Source organism: Pseudomonas benzenivorans (assembly GCF_024397895.1).
GTDB classification, from domain to species: Bacteria; Pseudomonadota; Gammaproteobacteria; order Pseudomonadales; family Pseudomonadaceae; genus Aquipseudomonas; species Aquipseudomonas benzenivorans_A.
In genome coordinates, this window is record NZ_CP073346.1 from 4,453,624 (window position 1) to 4,479,431 (window position 25,808).

The 25,808-nt window shown below is 67.5% G+C and carries 22 protein-coding genes and 2 pseudogenes; 11 read left to right on the forward strand and 13 right to left on the reverse strand.

What is annotated here, in order from left to right; translation table 11 throughout:
• The first annotated feature begins 56 nt into the window (after nucleotides 1-56).
• The 7 genes and pseudogenes from KDW96_RS20725 to KDW96_RS22330 all read left to right on the forward strand — a co-directional run.
• Nucleotides 57-662, forward strand: a complete 606-nt coding sequence (locus KDW96_RS20725) for a response regulator (protein WP_255838106.1) — start codon at nucleotides 57-59, stop codon at nucleotides 660-662.
• A gap of 268 nt (nucleotides 663-930) precedes the next feature.
• Entirely contained in the window at nucleotides 931-2,016 is a 1,086-nt protein-coding gene (hppD, locus tag KDW96_RS20730; protein WP_255838107.1) for a 4-hydroxyphenylpyruvate dioxygenase, read from the forward strand.
• Between the two features lie 91 nt (nucleotides 2,017-2,107).
• On the forward strand, nucleotides 2,108-3,247 hold the full coding sequence (locus KDW96_RS20735; protein ID WP_255838108.1) for a homogentisate 1,2-dioxygenase: 1,140 nt from the start codon (nucleotides 2,108-2,110) through the stop codon (nucleotides 3,245-3,247).
• Complete coding sequence (locus KDW96_RS20740) at nucleotides 3,247-4,230, forward strand: fumarylacetoacetate hydrolase family protein (protein WP_255838109.1); 984 nt, start codon at nucleotides 3,247-3,249, stop codon at nucleotides 4,228-4,230. Before KDW96_RS20735 ends, KDW96_RS20740 begins: the two co-directional genes overlap by 1 nt.
• 23 nt (nucleotides 4,231-4,253) lie before the next feature.
• Nucleotides 4,254-4,895 (forward strand): maleylacetoacetate isomerase, encoded by a 642-nt coding sequence (gene maiA / locus KDW96_RS20745; RefSeq protein WP_255838110.1) that lies wholly within the window; start codon nucleotides 4,254-4,256, stop codon nucleotides 4,893-4,895.
• Nucleotides 4,896-6,026: 1,131 nt separating this feature from the next.
• Nucleotides 6,027-6,185: pseudogene (locus KDW96_RS22325) on the forward strand (HAMP domain-containing protein); the annotation flags it as partial.
• Between the two features lie 312 nt (nucleotides 6,186-6,497).
• Nucleotides 6,498-7,091: pseudogene (locus tag KDW96_RS22330) on the forward strand (methyl-accepting chemotaxis protein); the annotation flags it as partial.
• A gap of 29 nt (nucleotides 7,092-7,120) precedes the next feature.
• Here KDW96_RS22330 and KDW96_RS20755 read toward each other — a convergent pair.
• From KDW96_RS20755 to KDW96_RS20770, 4 genes are all read right to left on the reverse strand, one after another.
• Nucleotides 7,121-8,191 carry a metal-dependent hydrolase gene (locus tag KDW96_RS20755; RefSeq protein ID WP_255838112.1) on the reverse strand — a complete coding sequence of 357 codons (1,071 nt, stop codon included), beginning with the start codon at nucleotides 8,189-8,191 and terminating at the stop codon, nucleotides 7,121-7,123.
• 96 nt (nucleotides 8,192-8,287) lie between these two features.
• Entirely contained in the window at nucleotides 8,288-9,697 is a 1,410-nt protein-coding gene (gene mapR / locus KDW96_RS20760) for a GntR family transcriptional regulator MpaR (protein WP_255840587.1), read from the reverse strand.
• A 60-nt stretch (nucleotides 9,698-9,757) separates the two neighbouring features.
• Nucleotides 9,758-11,170, reverse strand: coding sequence for a cytochrome c oxidase accessory protein CcoG (gene ccoG, locus KDW96_RS20765; protein ID WP_255838113.1), 1,413 nt, complete (start codon nucleotides 11,168-11,170; stop codon nucleotides 9,758-9,760).
• A gap of 93 nt (nucleotides 11,171-11,263) precedes the next feature.
• Nucleotides 11,264-12,178, reverse strand: coding sequence for a LysR family transcriptional regulator (locus tag KDW96_RS20770; protein WP_255838114.1), 915 nt, complete (start codon nucleotides 12,176-12,178; stop codon nucleotides 11,264-11,266).
• A 126-nt stretch (nucleotides 12,179-12,304) separates the two neighbouring features.
• Between KDW96_RS20770 and KDW96_RS20775 the strand changes: the two genes are divergently transcribed.
• The 3 genes from KDW96_RS20775 to arfB all read left to right on the forward strand — a co-directional run bounded on the left by KDW96_RS20775 (nucleotide 12,305) and on the right by arfB (nucleotide 14,466).
• Nucleotides 12,305-13,312, forward strand: a complete 1,008-nt coding sequence (locus tag KDW96_RS20775; protein ID WP_255838115.1) for a cyclase family protein — start codon at nucleotides 12,305-12,307, stop codon at nucleotides 13,310-13,312.
• Nucleotides 13,313-13,422: 110 nt separating this feature from the next.
• Complete coding sequence (locus KDW96_RS20780) at nucleotides 13,423-13,977, forward strand: VOC family protein (protein WP_255838116.1); 555 nt, start codon at nucleotides 13,423-13,425, stop codon at nucleotides 13,975-13,977.
• Nucleotides 13,978-14,052: 75 nt separating this feature from the next.
• A complete protein-coding gene (arfB, locus tag KDW96_RS20785) occupies nucleotides 14,053-14,466 on the forward strand; it encodes an alternative ribosome rescue aminoacyl-tRNA hydrolase ArfB (RefSeq protein WP_255838117.1) in 414 nt (137 codons plus the stop codon).
• A gap of 21 nt (nucleotides 14,467-14,487) precedes the next feature.
• Here the strand turns inward: arfB and KDW96_RS20790 are convergent, their stop codons facing one another.
• A complete protein-coding gene (locus tag KDW96_RS20790; RefSeq protein WP_255838118.1) occupies nucleotides 14,488-15,690 on the reverse strand; it encodes an MFS transporter in 1,203 nt (400 codons plus the stop codon).
• 101 nt (nucleotides 15,691-15,791) lie between these two features.
• Here KDW96_RS20790 and KDW96_RS20795 point away from each other — a divergent pair, with 101 nt between their 5' ends.
• Nucleotides 15,792-16,685 (forward strand): LysR substrate-binding domain-containing protein, encoded by an 894-nt coding sequence (locus KDW96_RS20795; RefSeq protein WP_255838119.1) that lies wholly within the window; start codon nucleotides 15,792-15,794, stop codon nucleotides 16,683-16,685.
• On the opposite strand, the gene KDW96_RS20800 is transcribed toward KDW96_RS20795, so the two are convergent.
• The 8 genes from KDW96_RS20800 to KDW96_RS20835 form a co-directional block, all read right to left on the reverse strand.
• Nucleotides 16,682-19,849, reverse strand: a complete 3,168-nt coding sequence (locus KDW96_RS20800; protein ID WP_255838120.1) for an efflux RND transporter permease subunit — start codon at nucleotides 19,847-19,849, stop codon at nucleotides 16,682-16,684. The two genes, KDW96_RS20795 and KDW96_RS20800, sit on opposite strands and share 4 nt — an antisense overlap.
• Nucleotides 19,846-21,360: an efflux RND transporter periplasmic adaptor subunit gene (locus KDW96_RS20805; protein WP_255838121.1), complete on the reverse strand. Its 1,515-nt coding sequence runs from the start codon at nucleotides 21,358-21,360 to the stop codon at nucleotides 19,846-19,848. The genes KDW96_RS20800 and KDW96_RS20805 overlap by 4 nt, the downstream gene beginning before the upstream one ends.
• A complete protein-coding gene (locus KDW96_RS20810; RefSeq protein WP_255838122.1) occupies nucleotides 21,360-22,613 on the reverse strand; it encodes a TolC family protein in 1,254 nt (417 codons plus the stop codon). Before KDW96_RS20810 ends, KDW96_RS20805 begins: the two co-directional genes overlap by 1 nt.
• Before the next feature lie 103 nt (nucleotides 22,614-22,716).
• Nucleotides 22,717-23,058 (reverse strand): hypothetical protein, encoded by a 342-nt coding sequence (locus tag KDW96_RS20815; RefSeq protein ID WP_255838123.1) that lies wholly within the window; start codon nucleotides 23,056-23,058, stop codon nucleotides 22,717-22,719.
• A gap of 20 nt (nucleotides 23,059-23,078) precedes the next feature.
• Nucleotides 23,079-23,582, reverse strand: coding sequence for a DoxX family protein (locus tag KDW96_RS20820; RefSeq protein WP_255838124.1), 504 nt, complete (start codon nucleotides 23,580-23,582; stop codon nucleotides 23,079-23,081).
• Nucleotides 23,583-23,584: 2 nt separating this feature from the next.
• Nucleotides 23,585-24,358 carry an HvfC/BufC N-terminal domain-containing protein gene (locus KDW96_RS20825; RefSeq protein ID WP_255838125.1) on the reverse strand — a complete coding sequence of 258 codons (774 nt, stop codon included), beginning with the start codon at nucleotides 24,356-24,358 and terminating at the stop codon, nucleotides 23,585-23,587.
• On the reverse strand, nucleotides 24,355-25,257 hold the full coding sequence (gene bufB / locus KDW96_RS20830) for an MNIO family bufferin maturase (protein ID WP_255838126.1): 903 nt from the start codon (nucleotides 25,255-25,257) through the stop codon (nucleotides 24,355-24,357). Before bufB ends, KDW96_RS20825 begins: the two co-directional genes overlap by 4 nt.
• Before the next feature lie 22 nt (nucleotides 25,258-25,279).
• A complete protein-coding gene (locus tag KDW96_RS20835; protein ID WP_255838127.1) occupies nucleotides 25,280-25,588 on the reverse strand; it encodes a BufA1 family periplasmic bufferin-type metallophore in 309 nt (102 codons plus the stop codon).
• Nucleotides 25,589-25,808 lie beyond the last annotated feature (220 nt).

The following is a 25,808-nucleotide window of genomic DNA, read 5'->3' on the forward strand; positions in this document are numbered from 1 at the left end:
CCGATAATCGACTCGAGTCGTTATGCTTCGCCCACGAGCAAGAAAGAGGGGGCGCAATGTCCGACGTTCTGACAAGCCGACAGGCCGCCGAGCTGTGTGGGGTGAGTTTTCGCACGGTGATCCGCTGGATCGAACGCGGCCTGCTGCAGGCCTATCGGTTGCCGGGACGCGGTGACTATCGCGTGCCCCGGCAGGAGCTTGAGCTGTTCATGCGGGAAAACGCCATTCCGTTGCCGGGAGAGTCATTGCTGCCGGCGCGGCGGGTGCTCATTGTCGAGGATGACGCCAACATGGCGCGGGCCATCGAGCGGGTGCTGCAGCAGGCCGGTTATGAAACCGCCCATGCCCCGGATGGTTTCGCCGCCGGCGCCATGCTGCACAGCTACAGGCCGGCGCTGATGACCCTCGATCTGCGCATGCCGGGCCTCGATGGCTTGGGGGTACTGAACTATCTGCAGGGTTCGCCCATGCCGTTTCCCTTGAAGATCCTGGTGGTTTCCGCCGACAGTGAGGCGCGCATGGCCCAGGCCCTCACCCTGGGCGCCGATGCGGTGGTGCGCAAACCCTTCGACAACAAGGAGTTCCTGGCCGCGGTCGCGCAGTTGCTGGGGGCCCCGGGCGGTGCGCGCAAGCGGGCCGGGGTGAGCGCGGAAAGCGCCTGAGTCGCCATTCTCGCCCTTGAACCGGGTTCCGCCGGCAGCGCAGCGCACCGCCTTGTAAATTATTCGTTACGAAAGCTGGGCGTTCTGGCGTCGGACGAGCAGGTCCTGCTGTGTTGTAAATAAAAATTGCCGATATTCGTTGCGCCGCTCTGCAACGGGGTTGGCGCGGCCCTTGTGCGTGCGCCACGCCTCAGCTGTGATGAAGGTATTCCATCGCCTCCCGTTGCCGGGCCAGGCGATGTGCCCATCACAACAACGAGGAGGCGCAATGAACGCCGTGAACAAGATCGAGCAGCACAACCCCATCGGCACCGACGGCTTCGAGTTCGTCGAATACACCGCTCCGACCCCCGAAGGCATCCAGCAGCTGCGCGAGCTGTTCACCGCCATGGGCTTCACCGAGACGGCCAAGCACCGCTCCAAGGAAGTCTGGCTGTTCCAGCAGAACGACATCAACTTCGTGCTCAATGGCAGCCCGACCGGCCATGTGCGCGAGTTCGGCCTCAAGCACGGGCCGAGCGCCTGCGCCATGGCCTTCCGGGTGAAGAATGCGGCCCAGGCGGCGACCTATGTCGAGTCCCAGGGCGCCAAGCTGGTCGGCAGCCACGCCAACTTCGGCGAGCTGAACATCCCCTGCGTCGAGGGCATCGGCGGATCCTTGCTGTACCTGGTGGATCGCTACGGCGACAAGAGCATCTACGACGTCGACTTCGAGTACATCGAGGGCCGCTCGCCCAACGACAACGCGGTGGGCCTCAAGGAAGTCGATCATCTGACCCACAACGTCAAGCGCGGGCAGATGGACGTGTGGTCGGGGTTCTACGAGCGCATCGCCAATTTCCGCGAGATCCGCTACTTCGACATCGAAGGCAAGCTCACCGGCCTGCTGTCGCGCGCCATGACCGCGCCCTGCGGCAAGATCCGCATCCCGATCAACGAGTCGGCCGACGACAAGTCGCAGATCGAGGAATTCATCCGCGAGTACCACGGCGAGGGCATCCAGCACATCGCCCTGTCCACCGACGACATCTTCGCCACCGTGCGCAAGCTGCGCGCCAACGGCGTGGACTTCATGAAGACCCCGGACACCTACTATGAAAAGGTCGACGCCCGCGTTGCCGGCCATGGCGAGCCGACCGATGTGCTGCGCGAGCTGAACATCCTGATCGACGGCGCGCCGAGTGACGACGGCATCCTGCTGCAGATCTTCACCAACACGGTGATCGGGCCGATCTTCTTCGAGATCATCCAGCGCAAGGGCAACCAGGGCTTCGGCGAAGGCAACTTCAAGGCCCTGTTCGAGTCCATCGAGGAAGACCAGATCAAGCGTGGCGTGATCAAGGCCGAGCAGTGATGACGCGGGTTTTCATCCGTAGGGTGCGCCGCGCGCACCCGGCATGCTGCGTTATGAGGTGCGCGTGGCGCACCCTACAGGGAGTCTTCTCATGAGCCGCAAATGGATCAGTTTTCCCCTGCGCGAAGGGGAGTGTTCGCGCCAGGCCCATTGCGATTTTCCGCAGGGTACCTTCGAGCGCGAGATGGGCCGCGAGGGCTTCTTCGGCCCGACCGCGCACCTGCACCACAAGCATCCGCCGACCGGCTGGATCGACTGGCAGGGGCCCCTGCGGCCCCACGCCTTCAACTTCAACGACATCGCCAGCGAGCGCGACTGCCCGCTGCTGGCGCCGCTGACGCTGCACAACGGCGATGTGAAGCTGCGCGTGTGGAAGACCCACGGCGCCATGCGCCACCTGGTGCGCAATGCCGACGGCGATGACCTGCTGTTCATTCACGAAGGGGCGGGGCACTTCTACTGCGACTTCGGCCACCTGGAGTACCGTGACGGCGACTACCTGGTGATCCCGCGCGGCACGGCCTGGCGCATCGAGGCCAGCGAGCCGACCTTCATGCTGCTGATCGAGAACACCGATGGCGCCTACCAGTTGCCGGACAAGGGCCTGCTCGGTCCCCAGGCGATCTTCGACCCGGCGGTGCTGGACCATCCGCGCCTGGATGACGCCTTCAAGGCCCAGCAGGACGAAAACACCTGGCAGATCCGGATCAAGCGGCGCGGCCAGATCAGCACCGTGACCTACCCCTACAACCCGCTGGACGTGGTCGGCTGGCACGGCGACAACACCGTGGTGCGCCTCAACTGGCGCGACATCCGCCCGCTGATGAGCCACCGTTACCACCTGCCGCCGTCGGCGCACACCACCTTCGTCGCCAACGGTTTCGTGGTCTGCACCTTCACCCCGCGGCCGGTGGAAAGCGATCCGGGCGCGCTTAAGGTGCCGTTCTATCACAACAACGACGACTACGACGAAGTGCTGTTCTACCACCGCGGCAACTTCTTCAGTCGCGACAACATCGAGGCCGGCATGGTCACCCTGCACCCCTGCGGCTTCCCCCATGGGCCCCATCCCAAGGCGCTGAAGAAGAGCCAGGAGAGCCCGGCCACCTTCGTCGAGGAAGTGGCGGTGATGATCGACACCCGTCGCGCCCTGGAAGTCGGTGAAGCCGCCGCTGCCGTCGATGTCCCCGAATACGTGAACTCCTGGCGTGCGCCGGGCAAGGAATCCTGATGAAACTCGCATCTTTGAAGCAAGGCCGCGACGGCGTGCTGGTCGTGGTCTCCCGCGACCTGTCCCGCGCGGTGAAAGTCCCGCAGATCGCCGCCACCCTGCAGTTGGCCCTGGACGACTGGGCGAGCAAGCGCCCGCAGCTGGAGGCCATCTACCAGCGCCTCAACGACGGCCTGTGCGCCGAGGCCTTCGCCTTCGACCAGGGCGCCTGCCACAGCCCGCTGCCGCGGGCCTTTCACTGGGCCGACGGCAGCGCCTACGTCAACCACGTCGAGCTGGTGCGCAAGGCCCGCGGCGCCGAAATTCCGGAAAGCTTCTGGCACGACCCGCTGATGTACCAGGGCGGCGCCGACGCCTTCATCCCGCCGCATAGCCCGATCCAGCTGGCCGACGAGGCCTGGGGCATCGACCTGGAGGCCGAGCTGGCGGTGATCACCGACGACGTGCCGATGGGCGCCACGCCCGCCGAGGCCGCCGGGCACATCCAGCTGCTGATGCTGGTCAACGACGTGTCGCTGCGCAATCTGATCCCCGGCGAGCTGGCCAAGGGCTTCGGCTTCTACCAGAGCAAGCCCTCCTCGAGCTTCTCGCCGGTGGCGGTGACCCCGGACGAGCTGGGCGACAGCTGGAAGGACGGCAAGGTCCACCGGCCGCTGGTGTCGCACATCAATGGCGCGCTGTTCGGCCAGCCGGACGCCGGCACCGACATGACCTTCAACTTCCCGACCCTGGTGGCCCATGCGGCCAAGACCCGGCCCCTGGGCAGCGGCACCGTCATCGGCTCGGGCACGGTGTCCAACTATGACCGCAGCGCCGGTTCTTCCTGTCTGGCCGAGAAGCGCATGCTGGAGATCATCGAACAGGGTGAGGCCAGGACGCCGTTCCTGAAGTTCGGCGACCGGGTACGCATCGAGATGTTCGATGCCCAGGGCCAGAGCATCTTCGGCGCCATCGATCAGCAGGTCGAGCGCTATGCGCCGTGAGCCCATCGGGCGGAGATTCCCCCATGCTGACGCTCTATAGCTACTGGCGCTCCAGCGCCGCCTACCGGGTGCGCATCGCCCTCAACCTCAAGGGGCTGGCCTACAAGCAGGTGCCGGTGCATCTGGTCAAGGACGGCGGCCAGCAGCACGCCCCCGAGTACCAGGCGCTCAACCCCCAGGAACTGGTGCCGCTGCTGGTCGATGGCGACTGCAAGATTGCCCAGTCCCTGGCCATTCTCGAGTACCTGGAGGAGGCCTATCCGGTGCCGGCGTTGCTACCCCCCGATCCGGCGGTGCGCGCCCAGGTGCGGGCGTTGGCGCTGCACATCGCCTGCGAGGTGCACCCGCTGAACAACCTGCGGGTGCTGCAGTACCTGTCCGCCGAGCTGGGGGCCAGCGACGAGGCGAAGAACGCCTGGTACCGACATTGGGTAGGTACCGGGCTGGCGGCGGTGGAGCAGGGATTGGCGCGCTTCGACGGGCGCTTGTCCCTCGGCCAGCGTCCCGGCTACCTGGAGGCCTGTCTGATTCCCCAGGTGTACAACGCCCGGCGCTTCAACTGTGACCTCGAGGCGTACCCGCGCCTCCTCGCCATGGTCGCCCGCTGCGAGTCCCTGGACGCCTTCAAGCGGGCCGCGCCCGAAGCCCAGCCCGACGCTCAGTAAGAAACGACGTTCGGCGCAGCCAGCTGGCTGCGCCGGATGTCGGCCTCCCGCCACGCCGCGCTCCCCTTGCGCCTGCTATCGCCAGCCTTGAGCGGCTCTGCGGCGCCTGGCGACGCATTTCGCCTTTGTCATTGCCGATTGCCCTCGGCAGAATGCGCGCTGCACTTGAGAAACCCCGGCGCCGGCCGATCAGGGGAACAGCGAATGGCGTCGGACGCCATGCAGTCGTATGGAGATAACAAGAATATGCGTGGGCTCACTGGATTTTTTGCCGACCTTGCCGTGGGCAAGAAGCTGCTGACCGGCTTTGGCGTCGTGCTGTTGCTGACCCTGGTGGTCGCGTTCAGCGGTTTCTATGCCGTGGATGCGGTGCTTTCGCGCAATGCCTACATGAGCCAGATCGGCGAGATCAACCGCCTGGTGCTGCAGGCCCAACGCTATGAAAAGGAGTACCTGCTCAAGTCCGAGGCGCTCTCGGCGAACCTGGTGCGCGAGCTGCTCGCCGAAACCGACCGCCGTTTGGACGCTCTGATCGGCGAGCAGGCGCAGGACAGTCAACGCCTGCGGCAGATGCAGCAGGCGGCTGGCGATTACCTGCAGCGCTTCGAGTCCTCGGTCAAGCTGCAGCAGAGTGCCGGCCAGGCCCTGGCGGTGATGGAGGAGGCCGGGTTGCAGGCGCGCGAGCAGTTCGAGCGCATCGAACTGGTGCTGTATGACGAGGTGCGCGAGATTCGCCTGCGCAACGAAGACCTGCGCGGCAGCGATCCGCTGACCCTGGCGGAGACTGCCTCCGGCCTGTTCAAGCGGATGCTCGACCTGCGTGGCCACGAGAGCCAGTTCATCATCGCCGGCTCGGCCCAGGCCGCCACGGACTGGGAGGCGGTAGCCGATGAGATGCGGGTGATGGCGCGCAACCTGAGCATCTGGCTCAACCCCGAGCAGAAGCGCTCGATCAAGACGGCTGTGGCGGCGTTGCAGACCTATCAGGACGCCTTCGCCGCCTATCGCCAGACCGTTGCCGAGGGTGAAACCAATGCCCGGCAAATGGCCGAAAGCGCGGGCGAGGTGCTGGCCATGGCCGAGCAGGCCAGTGGCGCCCAGGTTACCGCCATGCAGGCCGAGAGCCTGCAGATGGAGCTGTTGCTGGCGGCGGCCAGCCTGGCGGCGATCATTATCGGTGTCGGCGCCTCACTGCTGATTCGCCGCCTGATAGTCGCGCCCCTGCTGCAGACCGTGAGTGCGGCGCAGCGCGTGGCCAGCGGTGATCTCACCCAGGACATTCGGCTCGATCGCCAGGACGAGCTCGGCCAGCTGCAGGCGGCGATGCAGAGCATGACCGGGAGCCTGCGCGGCCTGATCGGGCGCATCGGCGCGGGCGTCGGCCAGATCGCCGCGGCCGCCGAGCAGTTGTCGGCCATCACCGCGCAGACCAGCGCCGGGGTGCAGACCCAGAAGCAGGAGACCGAACAGACCGCCACCGCCATGCATGAGATGGCGGCCACCGTGCAGGAGGTGGCGCAGAACGCCGAGCAGGCCTCCCTGGCGGCGCGCAAGGCCGACCAGGAGTCCCAGCAGGGCAATCGGGTGGTGCAGCAGGCGGTCGGTCAGATCGGCGAGCTGGCCGGTCAAGTGGAGCAGTCGGCCGAGGCGATCACCGCGCTGAATCAGGAAAGCGCGCGTATCGGCGGGGTGCTGGAGGTGATCCGCAATGTTGCCGAGCAGACCAACCTGCTGGCGCTCAACGCGGCCATCGAGGCGGCACGGGCCGGCGAGCAGGGCCGGGGTTTCGCCGTGGTCGCCGACGAGGTACGTGCCCTGGCGCAGCGCGCGCACAAATCCACCGAGGAGATCGAGGCGCTGATCGCCGGCTTGCAGCGCATGGCCCTGGGTGCCGTGCAGCAGATGGAAAGCAGCCGCAGCCTGACCCAGCGCACCGTCACCCTGGCCGGCGAAGCCGGCGATGCCCTGGGCCGTATCACCCAGGCGGTGAGCACCATCGAGCAGATGAACCAGCAGATCGCCGCCGCCGCCGAGGAGCAGAGCGCGGTGGCCGAAACCATCAGTGAAAGCATCACCCGGGTCCGCGATATCGGTGAGCAGAGCGCCAGCGCCAGCCAGCAGACGGCGGCCTCCAGCGCAGAGCTGGCCCGCCTGGGTGTCGAGTTGCAGGGGCTGGTCGGCCAGTTTCGTACCTAGTACGGCTCGCTCATGGGCTGGTGCGGCCGCTATTCAGGCTCGGCGCTGCGCCTGGCCAGCAGCGGCTTGCCCAGCTCGCTGGCCCAGGCCAGCAGCGGCACCTCGGTCTCGGGGTGCCAGATGCGCTGCCACAGCAGGATCAGGCGGCCCAGGTCGCCGCGTTCGATCGGCCAGCGCTCGATCTGCGCCGGCACTCGCCATTGGCCATCTTGCCAGCCGGCGAAATCGAAGCGGAACGGATGGAAGCCGGTCATGCCCAGGCGCAGGTCCGTGACCACCAGGCGCTCGCCGATCTGGTCATAGCGCAGCACGCCGTCGGTGAACCAGGCCAGACGCCGGTGCGCCGGTGAGTCCTCCAGGGCGGCGGCCAGCGCCGTGCCGCGGGGAATGCGCTCGAGCTGCGGCGGTGCGCGGTCTAACCAGCCCACCAGGGCCTCGTGGTAGGCGTCGCCGTCCAGCACTATCACCCGCCACAGCAGGCTGTTGAGCGGCGTCGGGGTGCTGAACAATGCCTCGGCCTGGATGCCCTGGGCGGCCAGCTGCGCCTCCACCCGCTGCTCGGCCATGCTCTTGCCGACCAGGGTCGAGCCCAGGTAGAGGCTCGACAGGGCCAGGGCGAGCAACGGCCATTTATTGCTGCGCTCACGCAGGCCGAACAGCAGCCCGCCCAGCACCGCGCCGAGCAGCGGCAGGGTATACAGCGGATCGATGATGAAGATGCTCGACCAGGCCGTGGGCGTCGGCGTCAACGGCCAGAGAATCTGGGTGCCGTAGCTGGTGAAGCAGTCGAGTATCGGGTGAGTGAGCAGCACCAGGGCCAGGGTGGCCAGCAGGCGCTTGGCCGAATAGCCGGGGTGCGGGTGCAGACGACGCACCAGCCAGGTCAGCAGCAGGGCCAGGGGGCCCAGGAAGAACAGCGAGTGAGTGAAGCCGCGGTGGTAGGTCATGTTCGCCACGGCGTCGCCGTAGTCGATGATCACGTCCAGATCGGGCAGGGTGCCGAGCAGGGCGCCGTAGGCCAGCGCCTTGCGCCCTTGCCAGCGGCCGAGCATGGCGCCCTGGAGAGTGGCGCCCAGCATCGCCTGGGTAATCGAATCCATGACAGGGCCTCAACAACGGGTAGAGGCCTACGTTAACCGAGGCGCCGGCGCGGCGCGGCGGAAAAGTTCAAGCAAAGGTTACGAGGCGAGCGCCGCTCAGAACGCCGCGAGCAGGCGCCCGAGGGCGGCCATGGCCTGTTCGCTGCGGGCGTCCCAGGGATGGCCATGGTTGAGCCGGGCGCAGTTGCCGAAGCGCCGGGTGGCGGAGAAGATCGGGCCGGGGGCGAGGCTGATGCCCTGGGCGAGGGCCAGCTGGAACAGCTGCAGCGAGTCGACCTGGGCGGGAAACTCGAACCAGAGGAAATAGCCGCCGGCTGGCCGGGTCACCCGCGTGCCCGGCGGAAAGTGCCGGGCGGCGGAGGCCAGCATGGCCCCCTGCTGGGCCTCCAGGGCGTGGCGCAGCTTGCGCAGGTGGCGGTCGAAGCCGCCGTGCTGCAGGTAGTCGGCCAGGGCGGCCTGGGCCGGCACCGACGGCGAGATGGTGGTCATCAGGCGCAGGCGGCTGATCTGCTCGGCGTAGCGCCCGCCGGCCACCCAGCCGACCCGGTAGCCGGGGGCCAGGCATTTGGAAAACGAGCCGCAGTGCATCACCAGACCGTCGCGGTCGAAACTCTTCACCGGCCTCGGCGGCTGGGCGCCGAAGTAAAGCTCGGCGTAGACATCGTCTTCGATCAGCGGCACCTGGTGCTGGTGCAGCAGGTCGTACAGCGCCGCCTTCTTGTCCTCGCTCATGCTCGCGCCCAGGGGGTTCTGCAGGCTGCTCATGAACCAGCAGGCCTTGATCGGCAGCCGCGCCAGGCCGCTGGCGAGGCGGTCCAGGTCGATGCCGTCGCGCGGGTGCACGGGAATCTCCACCGCTTTGAGCTTGAGGCGCTCGAGCACCTGCAATGTCGCGTAGAAGGCCGGCGCCTCGATGGCCACCAGGTCGCCCGGGGCGGTGACGCACTGCAGGCACAGGTTGAGCGCCTCCATGGCGCCGTTGCTGATCACCAGTTCGTCGAGCGGCAGGCGCACGCCGCTGGCCATGTAGCGCCGGGCGATCTGTCGGCGCAGGTTGGGATTGCCCTCGGTCATGTCGGCGATCACTGCCTGGGGAGCCAGGGCGCGCAGGCTCTGCGCCATGGAGCGGGCCAGGCGCGCCAGGGGGAACAGCGTCGGGCTGGGAAAGGCCGAGCCGAAGGGCACGGTGTCCGGGTCCTTGAGTGAGCCGAGCACGGAGAACACCAGTTCGCTGACATCGACCTCGGCGGTTTCCGCCTGACGGGTATCGATGTCCGGTTCAGGCAGCGGGCGCTGGGCGTGCTCGCGGACGAAATAGCCGGAGCGCGGCCGGGCCTGGATCAGCCCGCGGTCCTCCAGCAGGTAGTAGGCCTGGAACACCGTGGACGGGCTGACCCCATGGCTGCGGCTGGCCTGGCGCACGGAGGGCACCCGCTCGCCGGGCGCCAGCACGCCGCTGCGAATCAGCGCGGCAATCTGGTCGGCCAATTTCTCGTAGCGTTTCATCGTATCCATAGGGTCTGCAGATCCGCGCACTCTACGGGGAGTCGTCCAGGCATGCGACCTTCAGCGCCCGCTTGGTGCCAGAAAGGTGCTCTGCGTCTGCGCCTGCTCGCTGACATCGGCCAGGTTGTGGATCGCAAAATGCACAGGCATGGCGCTGGCCTCGATCTGTTTGCTCTCCAGCACCACGCTGACCGGTACATCGAGAATTTCCCCAGGTGCCAGTAGCAACTGCTGCGGCGCGTCCAGGCGCAGGTTGGGGCTGTCGACCAGTGCCAGACCATAGCGTTGTGCTTGCTGGGTCTTGTTGATCACCTTGAGCAAGTAGGTGTTCTCGATCTGCCCCAGCTGGTTCTCGCGGTACATGCTGCGATCCTTGGCCGCGTCGATGGACAGCATCGAGCGTGCACTCAAGGCCCAGGCGAAGGCGGTGAGCATCAACGCGAGGGCAATGCCGTAGCCGATCAGCCGTGGGCGCAGCAGGTGGGTCTTGCCACCCTGCAGTTCGCGCTCGGAGTGGTAGCCGACCAACCCCCTGGGATAACCCATCTTGTCCATCACCGTGTCGCAGGCGTCGATGCAGGCGGCGCAACTGATGCAGTCGATCTGCAGGCCATCGCGGATATCAATACCGGTGGGGCAGACCTGCACGCACAGGGTGCAGTCGATGCAGTCACCCAGGCCCTCGGCCTTGTGGTCGCTGTCCCTCTTGCGCGGGCCACGGCCTTCGCCGCGCTTGGCGTCGTAGGCCACCAGCAAGGTGTCATCATCGAACATCGCACTCTGGAAGCGCGAGTAGGGGCACATGTGCACGCACACCTTCTCGCGCAGCCAGCCGGCATTGAGGTAGGTGGCGGCCATGAAGAACAGCACCCACACCAGGGTGGCGCCATCCAGTTGCAGCCGTAGCAGGTCGCTGGCCAGCTCGCGGATCGGTGTGAAGTAACCGATAAACGTCAGCGCCGTGAGCAGGCTGACGGCCAGCCAGATCGCGTGCTTGGCGCCGCGTCGCGCCAGCTTGCTGAACGACCAGGGCGCGGCATCCAGCCTGATGCGCTGGTTACGCTCGCCCTCGGTGATCTTCTCCGCCCACATGAACACCCAGGTCCACACGCTCTGCGGGCAGGTGTAGCCGCACCAGACGCGGCCGGCCACCACGGTGATGGTGAACAGGCCGAAGGCGGCGATGATCAGCAGCGCCGACAGCAGGATGAAGTCCTGCGGCCAGAAGGTTGCGCCGAAGATGTAATAGCGGTGCTCAGCCAGGTTCCACAGCACCGCCTGGCGCCCGTCCCAGTCGAGCCAGGCCGTGCCGAAGAAGATCAGAAACAGTAATCCTGCGCCGTACAGACGCAGATTGCGGAACCGTCCAGTGAAGCTGCGGGTGTGGATCGGGCCGCCGGCCTGGGCGGGCGTCAGGCGGATCGGTCGTGGATCGAGGGTCTCGACGATCCGCGCGGGAATGCGTTCGGTCATGGGCGGTGCCCCGTCTGGCAGTGGTCAGGCGGGGCGCATGATCGGCGCAGGGGCGTTTGCGTAACAGACTCAGGTTGTCGAATAAAAAGCGGATCAGATGGCGCCAGGCGATCCCTGATTGCATGCCGCCAGGGCCTCGGCGAGGAACTCGACGAAGGCCCGCACCTTGCGTGGCACGTGGCGACTGCTGCTGTACAGGGCGTAGATGCTGCGTTTGGCAAACTGGTAATCGGGCAGCACCCGCTGCAGCTGTCCGTTGTCCAGCAAGGGTTGCGCGATAAAGGAGGGCAGGGCGCCGATGCCGGTGCCGGCCAGCAGCAGGTCGCAGAGGATCAGGCTGTTGTCGGCCGAGAAGCGCGCCGGTAGCTGGATGCTGACCTCGCCCTGGGGGCCGAGGAGCTGCCATTGGCCCGGATGGTCGGCCAGGCGGTAGGCCAGGCAGGCATGCTGGCGCAGGTCTTCCAGCTGCGCGGGCGTGCCCTGTTGCGCGAGGTAGGCGGGCGAGGCGCAGAGGACCTGCGCGGTTTCGCCCAGGTGGCGGGCGACCAGCGAGGAGTCGACCAGTTCGGCGCGAATGCGCAGCGAGACGTCGAAGCCCTCGGCGACGACGTCGAGCAGGCGGTCGTCGAGGGTCAGCTCGATGTTCAGGCGCGGGTAGCGCGCCATGAATCGGGCCAGCAGCGGCGACAGCACCTTGTGACTGAAGGACAGCGGCGCGTTGATACGCAGGCTGCCGCTGACCTCTTCCGCGCCTTGGGCGGTGCTGCGTTCCAGGGCTTCCAGCTCATCGAGCAGGCGGCAGCACTCGGCGTAGTAGCGACGGCCGGCATCGGACAGGCTCATGCGCCGGGTGGTGCGCAGCAGCAGCAGGGCGCCCAGGCGCTCCTCGAGCTGGCGCACCTGCTTGCTGACCGCCGCCGTCGACTGGCCGAGGTCTGCGGCGGCCTTGCTGAAACTGTCCAGCTCCACGACCCGGCGGAAGGTGCGCATGGCGCCGAGCAGGTTCATATAATTTCTCCTGGGTTGAATATGTTTTGAAATTTAGCCTGATTATCTAGCTCTTTATAAAAAATACCATGGCGGTACCGCTTTCCGGCGTTGTGTCGGGAGGCCGATCTTCGCAAGGAGTCCGTCATGTTCCAGTTGATCCGAGCAAACCTGAAACTCGGCCGTCGGCAGGCCGCCGCGCTGCCCCTGGCCTTGGCCCTGATCAGTGGCGCGGCCACTGCCGCGCCCGACGTAGGCGTCAGCCCCTGGGGCGAGGCCGATGAGATCGGCCGCCTCAATCTGATCACCCCGCAATCCCGTGCCGCGATCCTGTCGCGGGTATCCGGTGGCCAGGCCTACGACCTGTCGGTGGAGTACTTCATCGGCATGCCGAGCTGGCAGGCCGCGGGCGATCCGCCCTACCAGATGTGGATGACCCACACCCCGCGAGGCAACCAGATCGCCGACCCGATGGGAACTGGCGAGGCGATGAACAGCCATGTCAGCTACAGCGGCTCGGCGGTGTCGATGTATGCGCACATGGGCACGCACATCGACGGCCTCAACCACTTCGGCCTGAACGGCAAGATCTGGAACGGTTTTTCCGCGCATGAGCACCTGGGCGACCGTGGATGGGAAAAGGCCGGCGTCGAGACCATGCCAGCGATCATCGCCCGTGGCGTGATGATCGACATGGCCGCGGCGAAGAACCTGGAAATGCTGCCGGACAACTACAAGGTGTCCGCCCAGGACCTGCGCGACGCCCTGAAAAAACAACGGGTCAGCCTGCAGGAGGGCGACGTGGTGCTGATCCGCACCGGGCGCATGCGTGACTACGCCAATGCCCAGGCCTACATGAGCAATGCCCCGGGCCTGGGGCTGGATGCGGCCAAGTTCCTCATCGAGGAAGGTGGCGCCATGGTGCTCGGTGCCGACAACCTGAGCTTCGAGGCCTTCCCTTCCGAGGTGTCGGGCAACTACATCCCGGTGCACACCTACCTGTTGGCGCAGCAGGGCGCGCCGATCATCGAGCTGGCCAATCTGGAAGAGCTGGCTCGCGACCGTGTCTACGAGTTCGCCTTTATCGGCGCCTCGCTGAAGTTCCGCGGTGCCGATGCGGCGCCGATGCGCCCGGTGGCTCTGCCGATCAAGTAAGGGCACTATGGCGCAAGCGGCCGCGCGCAGGAGGGTCTTACGCGCGGCCGGGGCCGGCCGTCGATTGCCGGCCCGATACCTTGCAGCGGTCGAACGAGGAGCCGGTAGCCATGAAAATGACGGACCCAGCGAGCTTTGCCGACCTGGCCCTGAGCCACTTCGAACTCTACGTGCGCGCCGTGGCGCCGATGGAGACCTTCTATACCGAACGCCTGGGCTTTATCGTCAGCGATCGCGGCGTCGGACCAGACGCCATGGTGTTCCTCAGCCGCAACCCCGGCGAGCACCACCAGCTGGTGCTCAACCCGCGTCCGTCGCGACGCCCCCAGGACAGCCCGCTCGATCACATCTCCTTTCGCGTCGCGGACCTGACCGGCCTGCGCCGCTTCCACGCCGCGCTGAGCGGCCCCGGCGACCTCGCCGTCGACGCCGTGTCCCACGGCACCACCTGGTCGCTCTACTTTCGCGACCCGGAGGGCAACCGCCTGGAAGTCTTCGCCGACACGCCCTGGCATGTCGACCAGCCGTGCAAGTTTGCCATCGATCTGAGCCTCGACGATGACGCGCTCGGTGCCTATACCGAGCAGCGCATCCGCGAGTTGCCCGGCTTTCGGCCGGTCGAGCAGTGGCGCAAGGGGCATGGGGCGGTGCTGGGGGAAGGCTGAGCCGTCGCCGCGGCGCAGGAACCGAGTAGCCAGCTTGGGGTATCCTGAGCCCTCATTCCCGATCAAGATCCCGCCATGCTGGTGATTTCCAACAGCGTCCACCTGCCAGACGACGAGGTCGAGCTGACCGCCGTCCGCGCCCAGGGCGCCGGCGGACAGAACGTCAACAAGGTCTCCAGTGCGGTGCACCTGCGCTTCGACAGCCAGGCCTCGTCCTTGCCGCCGTTCTACAAGGAGCGCCTGCTGGCCCTGCGCGACAGCCGCATCACCGCAGGTGGCGTGGTCATCATCAAGGCGCAGCAGTACCGCACCCAGGAACAGAATCGCGCCGATGCCCTGGAGCGCCTGGCCGAACTGATCCGCAGTGCCGGCAAGACCGAGAAGGCCCGCCGCCCGACCAGGCCGACCCTGGGCTCGAAGAAGCGCCGCCTGGAAGGCAAGACCAAGCGCGGGGCGATCAAGGCCGGGCGGGGCAAGGTGGATTTCTGAGGGCGACGCTTTCCGTGCGCTTTAGTGATCGGCGGCCAGTGTGCCGTCCGCGGTCGTCCGGGTGCTGCCCTGGCGATCCAGGTGGCCGCTCCAGGCAGTCAGGGCCAGGGCCAGCAGCACCACCAGGGCGCCGATCCAGGTGGTGTGAATCAGGCCGAGCTGGCTGACGATCAGTCCGCCGCCCCAGGCGCCGCCGGCGATGCCGAGGTTGAAGGCGGCGATGTTCAGCCCCGAGGCCACATCCACCGCGTGGGGTGCATGCCGCTCGGCCTGGCGTACCACATAGAGCTGCAGGCCCGGCACGTTGCCAAAGGCCACCGCGCCCCACAGCAGCACGGTGCCGAGTGCCAGCCAGGGATTGCTGGCGGTGAACGTGAGCAGCAGGAGTACACCGGCGAGCAGCAGGAAGATCAGCTTCAAGGCCCCTATCGGTCCCTTGCTGTCGGCCAGCTTGCCACCCCAGATGTTGCCGGCTGCAACCGATACGCCGTAGACCAGCAGGGCCAGGCTGACCGACCCGGCGCTGAAACCGCTGATTTCCTGCAGGATTGGCGCGAGGAAGGTAAAGGCGATGAACGAGCCGCCGTAACCAACCGCCGTCATCGCGTACACCAGCAGCAGACGCGGCTGCTTGAGCACCGCCAGTTGCTGCAGCAGTGAGGCCGGCTTGCTGTGGGCGATGTTGTGCGGCACGAAGATCAAACTGCCAATGAAGGCCATCACGCCCAGTGCGGAGACGGCGAGGAAGGTCTCGCGCCAGCCGAAATGCTGGCCGATAAAGGTGCCCAGCGGTACGCCGGTGACCAGGGCCACGGTCAGGCCGGTGAACATGATGGCGATGGCGCTGGCGGCTCTTTCCTTCGAGACCAGGCTGGTGGCGATGGTCGAGCCGATGGAGAAGAACACCCCGTGGGCCAGACCGGTGACGATGCGTGCGGCGATCAGCGACTCGTAGCCGGGCGCCTGCCAGGCCAGCAGGTTGCCGAGGGTGAACAGCACCATCAGCGATAGCAGGAGGATCTTGCGCGGAAGTCTACCCGTCAGTGCGGTTAGCAAGGGGGCGCCAACCGCCACCCCGAGGGCGTAGAGACTGACCAGCAGGCCGGCGGAAGGCAGGCTTACACCGAGATCGGCGGCAATAGTGGGAATCAGACCAACGATAACGAACTCAGTCGTACCGATGGCGAAGGCGCTGAGGGTCAGCGCCAGGAGGGCAATGGGCATGGCAAAAACTCCGGTTCTGGATGAATGGCGCGCAGTGTCCGACGCGGACTCATGCAGAAAAACCGGGTTTCAGGCAGAAGATATTTGATTAATATTCAACAATGAAAAGCACCCTGGACGAGCTGCAAGCCTTTATCCATGTGGTCGACAGCGGCTCCATCACCGCTGCGGCCGAGCAATTGGCGCAGACCACCTCGGGTATCAGCCGTGCCCTGGGCCGCCTGGAAGCCAAGCTCGAGACCACCCTGTTACGCCGTACCACCCGCCGCCTGGAGCTGACCGAGGAGGGCCAGGTGTTCCTCGTCCAGGCGCGGCAGATCGTCGCTGCGGTGGACGAGGCCGAAGAGCAGATGGCGCTGCGCCGCCAGCAGCCGGCCGGGCGCCTGCGGGTGAACGCCGCTGCGCCTTTCATGCTGCATGTGGTGGTGCCGCTGATCGAGGATTTTCGCCGGCAGTACCCGCAGATCCAGCTGGAGCTGCACAGCAGCGAGCGGATCATCGACCTGCTCGAGCAGCGTACCGATGTCGCCATCCGCATCGGTGCGCTGCGCGACTCGAGCCTGCATGCCCGCGCGCTAGGCAGCAACCGTCTGCGTGTGCTGGCCAGCCCGGCCTATCTGGCGGCCCATGGCACGCCGCAGAGCGTCGAGGCGCTGGCCGGTCACAGCCTGCTCGGCTTCACCCAGCCGGACAGCCTCAACCACTGGCCGCTGCGCCATGCGCTGGGCGACAGCCTGGTGATCAGCCCCAGCCTCGCGGCCTCCAGCGGCGAGACCCTGCGCCAACTGGCCCTGGCCGATGCCGGCATCGTCTGCCTGGCCGACTTCATGACCCGGGGCGACCGCGCCCGCGGCGACCTGGTGCAGCTGTTGCCGGACGCCACCGTCGAGGTGCGCCAGGCGATTCACGCGGTCTACTACCGCAACACCGCGCTGGCTTCGCGCATCCGCTGCTTTCTCGACTACCTGAGCACGCGGCTCAGGCAGGCCGACTAGTCAATCGCTGCGTCGCCCGGATCGGCTGCCTCGCCGCGCGCCCGCGGCCTCGATCGCTGCATCAGGCAGTAGGCCGCCGGCAGCACGAACAGCGACAGCAGCGGCGCGCTGAGCATGCCGCCGACCATGGGCGCGGCGATGCGGCTCATCACCTCGCTGCCGGTGCCGCTGCCGAGCAGGATCGGCAACAGGCCGGCGATGATCACCGCCACGGTCATGGCCTTGGGTCGCACGCGCTGCACCGCGCCTTCGCGAATCGCCTCGAGCAGCGCGGTTTCCCCGTGGTGGCCGGCGGCCAGGCGCGCCTCCCAGGCGTTCTTCAGGTACAGCAGCATGATCACGCCGAACTCGGCGGCGACCCCGGCCAGGGCGATGAAGCCGACCCCGGTGGCCACCGACAGGTGATAGCCCAGCAGGTAGAGGAACCACACCCCGCCGGTGAGGGCGAAGGGCAGGGTGAGCATGATCAGCGCCGCCTCGCTGAAGCGGGCGAAGCACAGGTAGAGCAGCACGAAGATGATCGCCAGGGTGGCCGGCACCACCAGCTTGAGCCGCGCGTTGGCCCGTTCGAGGAATTCGAACTGCCCCGAGTAGCTCAGGCTCACGCCCGGCTGCAGGCGCACCTGCTGCTCGATGGCCTGGCGCAGGTCGGCCACCACCGAGGCCAGGTCGCGGCCGCGCACGTCCACATAGACCCAGCCGGACGGCCGCGCGTTCTCGCTCTTGAGCATCGGCGGGCCGTCGCTGACCCCGATGCGCGCCACAGTGCCCAGGGTGATCTGGCTGCCCTGGGGGGTGTAGATCGGCAACTGCGCGAGACCGCTCAGCGAATCGCGCCACTCGCGCGGGTAGCGCAGGCTGATGGGAAAGCGCGCCAGGCCCTCGATGGTCTCGCCGATGTTTTCGCCGCCGATGGCGCCGGCCACTATGGCCTGTACATCGGCGATGTTCAGCCCATGGCGCGCCGCCGCCTGGCGGTCGATGTCGACGTCGACGTAGCGTCCGCCGGTCAGGCGTTCGGCCAGGGCCGAGCTGACCCCCGGCACCTGCTTGGCCACCTGCTCGATGGCCTGGGTGGTCTCGTCGATCTGCGCCAGCTGGCTGCCGGCGACCTTGACCCCGATCGGGCTCTTGATGCCGGTGGCGAGCATGTCGATGCGGTTGCGGATCGGCGCGATCCAGATATTGGTCAGCCCCGGCACCTGCACCACCCGGTCCAGTTCCTCCACCAGCTTGTCAGGGGTCATGCCGGCGCGCCACTGATCCCGGGGCTTGAACTGGATGGTGGTCTCGAACATCTCCAGTGGCGCCGGGTCGGTGGCGGTCTCGGCCCGTCCGGCCTTGCCGAACACGTGCTCGACTTCGGGCACCGTCTTGATCAGCCGGTCGGTCTGCTGCAGCAGCTGCGCGGCCTTCTGCGCCGACAGCCCGGGCAGGGCCGAGGGCATGTACAGCAGGTCGCCCTCGTCCAGCGGCGGCAGGAACTCGCCGCCCAGGCGCGACAGCGGCCACAGGGCGCTGAGAAACACCAGCAAGGCGACCAGCAGCGTGGCCTTGGGCCAGCGCAGCACGGCGTCCAGGGCCGGCTGGTAAAGACGGATCAGCCCGCGGTTCAGCGGGTTGCGCGCCTCGTCGGGAATCCGCCCGCGGATCCAGTAGCCCATCAGCACCGGCACCAGGGTCACCGACAGGCCGGCGGCCGCCGCCATGGCGTAGGTCTTGGTGAAGGCCAGGGGGGCGAACAGGCGGCCTTCCTGGGCCTGCAGGGTGAACACCGGGATGAACGACAGGGTGATGATCAGCAGGCAGAAGAACAGCGCCGGGCCGACCTCCACCGCCGCCGCCGTCATCACCTGCCAATGCTGCTCGCCCTTGAGTGCCTCGCCCGGATGGGCCTCGCGCCAGGCCTCGACCTTCTTGTGGGCGTTCTCGATCATCACCACGGCGGCGTCGACCATCGCGCCGATGGCGATGGCGATGCCGCCCAGGGACATGATGTTGGCGTTGATGCCCTGCTGCTGCATGACCGCGAAGGCGATCAGCACGCCGACCGGCAGCGAGACAATGGCCACCAGGGAGGAGCGCAGGTGCCAGAGGAACAGCGCGCAGACCAGGGCGACGACGATGAACTCCTCGATCAGCTTGTGGCTGAGGTTCTCCACCGCACGGTCGATCAGCTGGCTGCGGTCGTAGCTGGTGACGATCTCCACGCCCTCGGGCAGGCCGGCCTTGAGCGATTCGAGCTTGGCCTTGACCGCGCTGATGGTGGCCCGCGCGTTCTTGCCGCTGCGCAGGATCACCACGCCGCCGACCACCTCGCCTTCGCCGTCCAGTTCGGCGATGCCCCGGCGCATTTCCGGGCCGAGCTGGATGTGTGCGACGTCGCCGAGGGTCACCGGCACCCCGCCGGGGTCCAGGCGCAGGGGAATGGCGCGGAAATCCGCCACCGATTGCAGGTAGCCGGAGGCGCGCACCATGAACTCGGTTTCCGCCAGCTCCAGCACGGCGCCGCCGGTCTCCTGGTTGGCCCGGCCGATGGCCGCCGTGACCTCGGCCTGGGTGATGCCCAGGCTGGCCAGCTTGATCGGGTCGAGCTGCACCTGGTACTGCTTGACCATGCCGCCGATGGTCGCCACCTCGGCGACGTTGGCCAGGGTCTTGAGCTCGAACTTGAGGAACCAGTCCTGCAGGGCGCGCAGCTGGGCCAGGTCATGCTTGCCCGTGCGATCGACCAGGGCGTACTGGTAGATCCAGCCGACCCCGGTGGCGTCCGGCCCCAGTGCCGGTTTGGCGCTGGCCGGCAGACGACTCTGCACCTGGCTGAGGTACTCCAGCACCCGCGAGCGCGCCCAGTAGAGGTCGGTGCCGTCCTCGAACAGCACATAGACGAAGCTGTCGCCGAAGTAGGAGAAAGCGCGCACCGTCTTCGCCCCCGGCACCGAGAGCATGGTGGTGGCCAGGGGGTAGGTCACCTGGTTCTCGACGATCTGCGGGGCCTGGCCGGGGTAGGGGGTGCGGATGATCACCTGCACGTCGGACAGGTCCGGCAGCGCGTCTATGGGGGTGTTCTGCAGCGACCAGACGCCCCAGGCGCTGGCGAACAGGGTGGCCAGCAGCACCAGCAGGCGGTTGGCCACCGACCAGCGGATCAGCGCGGCGATCATGGCTGCATCTCCTGATGGTCATGCTCGCCATGGGCTGGGGACGACAAGCGCTCGATACGCTCGATGCGCAGTCCGTCGTCGGTCTCGCGCACCCCGACGCGCACCTGTTCGTCGGCCTGGATACCCTCGGCCAGGCCCGGGTCGGCGAGGTCAAAACTCATGGTCATGCCGGGCATGCCGAGGGTCTTGAACGGGCCGTGGTCCAGGGTCAGCGACTGGCCGTCGATGGCGATGACCCGGCCTTCGGCTTCATGCAGCGCCGGCTGGGCGGCGGGCGCTTCGGGGCGGTCCAGGCTCTGGCCGAGGATGCCGCGCAGGCTGGCCTCGGAGTCGAGCAGGAACTGGCCGGAGGCGACCACCTGCTGGCCTTCCTGCAGGCCTTCGAGGATTTCGCTGTGCTCGCCGTTCTCGCGACCCAGGCGAACTTCGGTGGGCCGGTAACGCCCGCCATCCTCGGCGAGCATCACCAGGGCGCGGCGGCCGCTACGGATCACCGCTTCGCTCGGCACCAGCAGCACGTGCTGTTCGGCCGGGCGGGTCAGGCGCACCTGGGCGCTCAGGCCCGGACGCAGGCGGCCGTCGGCATTGTCCAGTTCGACCCGCAGGCGCAGCGTGCGGCTGTCCAGGTTGGCCTGGGGCAGGATGCTGTCGATGCGCCCGCTCAGCACCTCGCCGGGCAGGGCCGGCAGGCGCACCTCGACGGCCTGGCCGGGTTCCAGGCCCTGGGCCTGGGCCTCGGGCACCGCGGCCTCGAGCCACACGCTGCGCAGGCCGTTGATGGTGGCCAGCGGCGCGCCCGCGGCCAGGGTCATGCCGGCGCGCACCTCGAGGGTCTGCACGACGCCGGCAATGGGGCTGGTCACCGTCCACAGTGGCTGCGGCTTGCCGCTGCGCGCCACCTGCTCGATCAGCGCGGCGGGCATTCCGGCCAGGCGCATGCGCTGACGTGCGGCGGCCAGCAGCCCGGGCTCGGTCACGCCACGCAGGGCGAGAAACTCCTCCTGGGCCTGGGCCCACTCGGGTACCAGCAGCTCGGCCAGGGGCGCGCCGGCCGCCACCCGATCCTCGGGCGCCAGCGGATAGACGCGCTCGACGAAGCCGCCGGCCCGCGTCTGCACCACGGCGACATCGCGGCCGTTGAAGCCCAGGCTGCCGGTGACCTCCAGGCTGCTGGCCATGGCGCCGCGGGTGGCCGTGGCCAGGCGCATGCCGAGGTTCTGGGTGACGCTGGCGTCGATGCTGACCGCGGCGCTGTCGCCGGCCGCGTCGGCGTAACGGGGTACCAGCTCCATGTCCATGAAGGGCGACTTGCCCGGCTGGTCGAATTTCTGTTGCGGGTACATGGGGTCGTACCAGTACAGCACCTCGCCCTGGGTTTGGGGCGAAGCCGCTTGCATGGCGTCGTCGGGCATCGGTTCGGCGGGCTGCCTGGCCAGCCAATAGCCGCCGGCGGCGCCGAGGGCCAGCGCCAGGCCGGTGAGTGCGGCGCCTTGGAGGATTCGAGTGGGCATCAGCGGGCGTCTCCGTAGGCGAAGTAAAGGCGGGCGTTGCTCAGGGCGCGTTGTTCCTCGAGGTCGATATGCCGCAGGCGTGCCTCGATCAGCTCGCGCCGGGCCGCCACCACCTCGCTCAGCTCGGCGCTGGCAGCGCGGTAGCCGGCCAGGATCAGGGCGAGTTTTTCCTCGGCCAGCGGCAGCAGGCTGTCCTGGCTGCGCTGCACCGCGCGATCCAGGCGCTGGTATTCGGCCAGGTCCTCGGCCAGTTGCGCGGCATGCTCGCGCTCCAGCGCTTCGCGTTCGGCCTGGACGCGGTTGAGTTCGGCATGGCGCGCGGCGACCCTGGGGTTCTGCCGGCTGTCCGCGAACAGTGGCAGGTCGACGCTGAATTGCACGCTGACCATGTCGCCGAAGGCGGGGCCGCGGCGCTGGTAGGCCAGCTCCCAGCTCCAGTCGGGGCGCTTGTCCGCCTGGGCTTCGCGGACCCTGGCCGAGGCTTGCTCGGTCATGGGCGCGAAGGCGCTCAGCTCCGGGTGCTGCTGCAGCTGGCCCTGGTAGTGGCTGGCGTCCACCTTCCAGTCGGGCAGGGCGCCGCTCAGTGGTTGCGCCGCCGCATCGCCGATCCAGCGGCGCAGCGCCGCGCGTTGGCGCGTGCGCAGGCTGATCAGCTGGTCCTCCTGTTCGGCCAGCAAGGCCGCTTCCTGCTTGGGCACGACGCTGTCTGCGCTGGCGCCGCGGCCGCCGGCGATGCGCGCCTGTACGGCCTTGGCCAGCAGCTGGTTCTCCGCGTAGAGGCTGGGGAACAGCCCGAGTTTCTGCTCCACGGCCACGGCCGAGATCCAGGCCAGCGCGGTTTCCCGCCGGACCCTGAGTCGCTCGACCCGTTGCTCGGCGCCGGCGCGCTGGATGCCGGCCTGGGCCACCTCCACCCGCGCCTGGCGCTTGGCGCGGTTGGGCACTTCCTGCATGACGCCGACCATCTGCATGGTCATGAAATCGCGGGTCAGGCTGCCGCGGTCGGAGCCTTCCGCCGGCACGTTCTGCAGGCCGAGCAGCAGCTTGGGATCGGGCAGTTCCCCGGCCGGAATGGCCGCGCTACGGGCGGCATCGATGCCGTGCAACTGAGCAGCCAGCGAAGGCGCCTGTTGCTCGGCCAGCTGCAGGGCTTCGTCCAGGCTCAGGGCCGCGGCCCAGGTTGGCATGGCCAGCAGGCAGGCCGTCAGGACAGCGTGGCGCGCGCGCCTGCTGCGGGTATCGGGTGTTCTCATGGAGGGACGTCCAGTGATGATCCAGCGCCGCCAAGGGGGCGGACGCACAGCCTGCTGCGCGCCTCAGGCGAGGCGCGCAGCAGCGTTCAGAACATGACGGAAGTCAGGCGCGGGGAGGGCGCCAGAGGCCTTCGGGGGTCGGGGAAGGGATGAAGTCGTTGTAGCGGGGCGGTGAGGGCACGCCCGGGGTGACAAGCGCCGGCTTGTCGACCGTCACCTGCAGCAGGCTGCTGCTCTGGCATTGCTGGCCGTTCTTGCACACCTTGCTGCCGAGCTGCGCGCTTTTCTGGGCATCGCAGCAATCAGTCCCGGCTTGAATCAACGCCTCATGGGCCTGTGCGGGCATCGGGCATGGCTCGGCCGGCATGGCCAGCGCCGCCAGCCCATTGAGGGGCAGCGCCAGGCAGAGCAGCAGGCAGAGGATCAGGCGAAGACGCATGGCCATGGGGTTTCTGGTATCGAAGGTCAGCGATTATAACCATACTGCCGGGCAATTAAATGGTCGATCGACAACGCGCCGGGACCCTTGGCGGCGAGGAACAGCAGTACGGCTGCCCAGACCCCGTGGACCGGGTAGGCGTCCGGGTAGACGAACAGCTGGATCACCAGGGTCATGCCGAACAGGGCCAGGGCCGAGAAGCGCGTGGCCAGGCCGAGCAGGATGAGGATGGGAAACAGGTGCTCGGCGAACGCCGCCATGTAGGCCGCAATTTCGGGCGGCAGCAGCGGCACCTGGTATTCGTGCTCGAACAGCGGCACGGCCGAAGCCGAGAGCCTGGGCATGCCCAGTTCGAAGCTGCCGGAGACGATGTCGATGGCCAGCCCCTCGATCTTGGTTTGCCCCGACTTCCAGAACACGGCGGCAATGGAGAAGCGGCCGAGGAAGGCGATCAGGCTGTAGGGGATCTGCTGGCACAGGTCGACCGCCCAGGCGATCAGGCGGGCAGGCGCGGAGGCGGAATTGTTCATGGTTATTGTTCCTCGCTGTCGTACGCGAACTGGGTAATGGCGCCACAGGCCAGCAGTTGGCCAAGGCAGCTGCCAAGGTCGAAGTGGGGATCACGCGCCAGGGCGCGCTCGGCTGCGCGGGCCAGCGCTTGGTCCTGTTGCAGGGCCTGGGCAAAGGTCGCCTCGCCCGGGCGGATGGCCGAGACTTCGACCGTTAGGCCGTGACGGCGCACCAGGGCGCACTCGCCCTGACCGGGATCGACGCGGGCGATCTGCCCTTCGCCCTGATGGGCGGCCCAGAGCGAGACCACCGCGAAGGCCGATTCGAGCACCTGGAGCGAGGGATGCAGCTGGAAGTGCAGGGCGCCGACGCGCTCCGGCGTCGCCAGGGCAGCGGCCAGGGCCTGCTGGTTCACCGGTTCGGCGTCGGCGGCGTGGTAGGCGTGAATGCGCAGCAGCTCCAGGCGTGCCACGTCAGCCAGGTAAGGCAGTCCGCCGGCCGGGGAGAAGCCTTCGATAAAGACCGGGAAGTCTGCGCCGTAGTCGACCACCAGGCGCGAGCGTGGTGGCGCGCTGCGCACATGCTCGGCCGCCATGGCGCGGAAGAAGGTTTCGCCGACCAGTTGCTGAACCACCGGGAAACTGGCGGCCAGGGCATCGATCAGGGAACTGAGTACGTTGTTGCGGTAGACGGCGAAACGCTTCGCCGGGTCCGAGCCGTTCCAGGCGCGCAGCTGTGCCGGGCAATCGAGCTGCGGATCGAGCAGGGCGGCGGCGAACTGCTGCTGCATGCTCATGCCCGGGCCTGCTGCGGGCGCGGCTCACAGGAGTCGAGCAGCGCCTGGGCCTGCTGCGCTTCGCGCACCAGTGCATCCAGCGGCGGCACCGCGTTGTCCCGTTCGAGCAGGGTGGGGGTCGGTCCGATCAGCCCCAGGGCGTCCTCGAAGAGCCTCCACACTGCGTTGTCGACCGGCGCGCCGTGACTGTCGATCAGCAGGCGGTCGCCGGCGCCATCCCGGTCCTCGGTGAAGCCGGCCAGGTGGATCTCGCCCACCGCATCGAGCGGCAGGGCGCGCAGGTAGGCCTGGGCATCCCAGTGGTGGTTGATGCAGGAGACATAGATGTTGTTGACGTCGAGCAGCAGGCCGCAGCCGGTGCGGCGCACCACTTCGTTGATGAAGTGGGCCTCGTCCAGGGTGGAGCCGGCGAACTGCAGGTAGGTTGCCGGATTCTCCAGCAGCATCTGCCGCTGCAGGTGCTGCTGGACCTGATCGACGTGGGCGCAGACCCGCTCGAGGGTCTGTGCGTCGTAGCAGATCGGCAGCAAGTCGTTGAGGAACACCTCGCCATGGCTCGACCAGGCCAGGTGCTCGGAAAATGATTCGGGTTGATAGCGTTCGAGCAGCCTGGCCAGGCGCTGCAGGTGTTCGCTGTCGAGGGCCTGCTGGCCGCCTATGGACAATCCGACGCCGTGAATCGACAGGGGATAGCGCTCGCGGATCAGCCCCAGGTAGTGGTGGAACGGGCCGCCGGCGACCATGTAGTTCTCCGCATGGACCTCGAAGAAGCCAACGGCTGGCGGGTTATCGAGAATCTCCTCGAAATGCTGCGATTTAAGGCTGATGCCGGCCCGGCTGGGAAGCGCGGGCCGAAGCGCAGGGGCGCTGCTGACAGGGGGATTGGGGGTGGGGATCATCAACAGCGCTCCTGCTGGCCGATCAGGACTTCACTTCCTCGAAGGCCTCGAGCTGGCCGAAGCCGGTCGGCGAGGTCGGCGAGGCGATTTCCTTGCAGGTGCCCTCCGGGACGAATTTCCAGGCGTTGCCCTGATAGTCGGTCTTCGCGGTGCCGGCACAGGTGGTACCTGGGCCTGCGGCGCAGTCGTTCTTGCCTTGCATTGATACGCCGTAGCACTTCTCGTTCTCCGCCGCCTGGGCGGTGAGAGGCGCCGAGGAGATCGCCAGGGCTGCCCCCAGAGCGAGAGCGAGACCGGCGGCCGAAACAGCATGGGAAGCAGTGGTTTTCATCGTGGGTATCTCCATATGGTTGATCGGGATGAAGCGCTCAGACTGAGCATAGAACGGTGATCGCCTCGGCTCGACATTATTGGTGCCGAGCCGGGAAGCGAGGTGCCGCTCCTGTTCCATCTGACGGGGGGAGAGTTGTTTTGTTACAGGCGGCCCGCGAAATAGGCCAAAGCTCGCGTCAGATCGCTGCGCCGCGGTTTGCCGGCCTACAGGGCTGCGA

Bases quoted from the DNA above. Each gene is read 5' to 3' on its own strand.
- KDW96_RS20740 (WP_255838109.1), top strand. From the start codon at position 3,247: ATGAAACTCGCATCTTTGAAGCAAGGCCGCGACGGCGTGCTGGTCGTG.
- KDW96_RS20790 (WP_255838118.1), bottom strand. From the start codon at position 15,690: ATGCCCATTGCCCTCCTGGCGCTGACCCTCAGCGCCTTCGCCATCGGT.
- arfB (WP_255838117.1), top strand. From the start codon at position 14,053: ATGCTGGTGATTTCCAACAGCGTCCACCTGCCAGACGACGAGGTCGAG.
- KDW96_RS20805 (WP_255838121.1), bottom strand. From the start codon at position 21,360: ATGCCCACTCGAATCCTCCAAGGCGCCGCACTCACCGGCCTGGCGCTG.
- KDW96_RS20825 (WP_255838125.1), bottom strand. From the start codon at position 24,358: ATGAGCATGCAGCAGCAGTTCGCCGCCGCCCTGCTCGATCCGCAGCTC.
- KDW96_RS20835 (WP_255838127.1), bottom strand. From the start codon at position 25,588: ATGAAAACCACTGCTTCCCATGCTGTTTCGGCCGCCGGTCTCGCTCTC.
- KDW96_RS20800 (WP_255838120.1), bottom strand. From the start codon at position 19,849: ATGATCGCCGCGCTGATCCGCTGGTCGGTGGCCAACCGCCTGCTGGTG.
- hppD (WP_255838107.1), top strand. From the start codon at position 931: ATGAACGCCGTGAACAAGATCGAGCAGCACAACCCCATCGGCACCGAC.
- KDW96_RS20775 (WP_255838115.1), top strand. From the start codon at position 12,305: ATGTTCCAGTTGATCCGAGCAAACCTGAAACTCGGCCGTCGGCAGGCC.
- mapR (WP_255840587.1), bottom strand. From the start codon at position 9,697: ATGAAACGCTACGAGAAATTGGCCGACCAGATTGCCGCGCTGATTCGC.
- KDW96_RS20735 (WP_255838108.1), top strand. From the start codon at position 2,108: ATGAGCCGCAAATGGATCAGTTTTCCCCTGCGCGAAGGGGAGTGTTCG.
- KDW96_RS20820 (WP_255838124.1), bottom strand. From the start codon at position 23,582: ATGAACAATTCCGCCTCCGCGCCTGCCCGCCTGATCGCCTGGGCGGTC.
- KDW96_RS20770 (WP_255838114.1), bottom strand. From the start codon at position 12,178: ATGAACCTGCTCGGCGCCATGCGCACCTTCCGCCGGGTCGTGGAGCTG.
- maiA (WP_255838110.1), top strand. From the start codon at position 4,254: ATGCTGACGCTCTATAGCTACTGGCGCTCCAGCGCCGCCTACCGGGTG.
- bufB (WP_255838126.1), bottom strand. From the start codon at position 25,257: ATGATCCCCACCCCCAATCCCCCTGTCAGCAGCGCCCCTGCGCTTCGG.
- KDW96_RS20810 (WP_255838122.1), bottom strand. From the start codon at position 22,613: ATGAGAACACCCGATACCCGCAGCAGGCGCGCGCGCCACGCTGTCCTG.
- ccoG (WP_255838113.1), bottom strand. From the start codon at position 11,170: ATGACCGAACGCATTCCCGCGCGGATCGTCGAGACCCTCGATCCACGA.
- KDW96_RS20725 (WP_255838106.1), top strand. From the start codon at position 57: ATGTCCGACGTTCTGACAAGCCGACAGGCCGCCGAGCTGTGTGGGGTG.
- KDW96_RS20755 (WP_255838112.1), bottom strand. From the start codon at position 8,191: ATGGATTCGATTACCCAGGCGATGCTGGGCGCCACTCTCCAGGGCGCC.
- KDW96_RS20815 (WP_255838123.1), bottom strand. From the start codon at position 23,058: ATGGCCATGCGTCTTCGCCTGATCCTCTGCCTGCTGCTCTGCCTGGCG.
- KDW96_RS20795 (WP_255838119.1), top strand. From the start codon at position 15,792: ATGAAAAGCACCCTGGACGAGCTGCAAGCCTTTATCCATGTGGTCGAC.
- KDW96_RS20780 (WP_255838116.1), top strand. From the start codon at position 13,423: ATGAAAATGACGGACCCAGCGAGCTTTGCCGACCTGGCCCTGAGCCAC.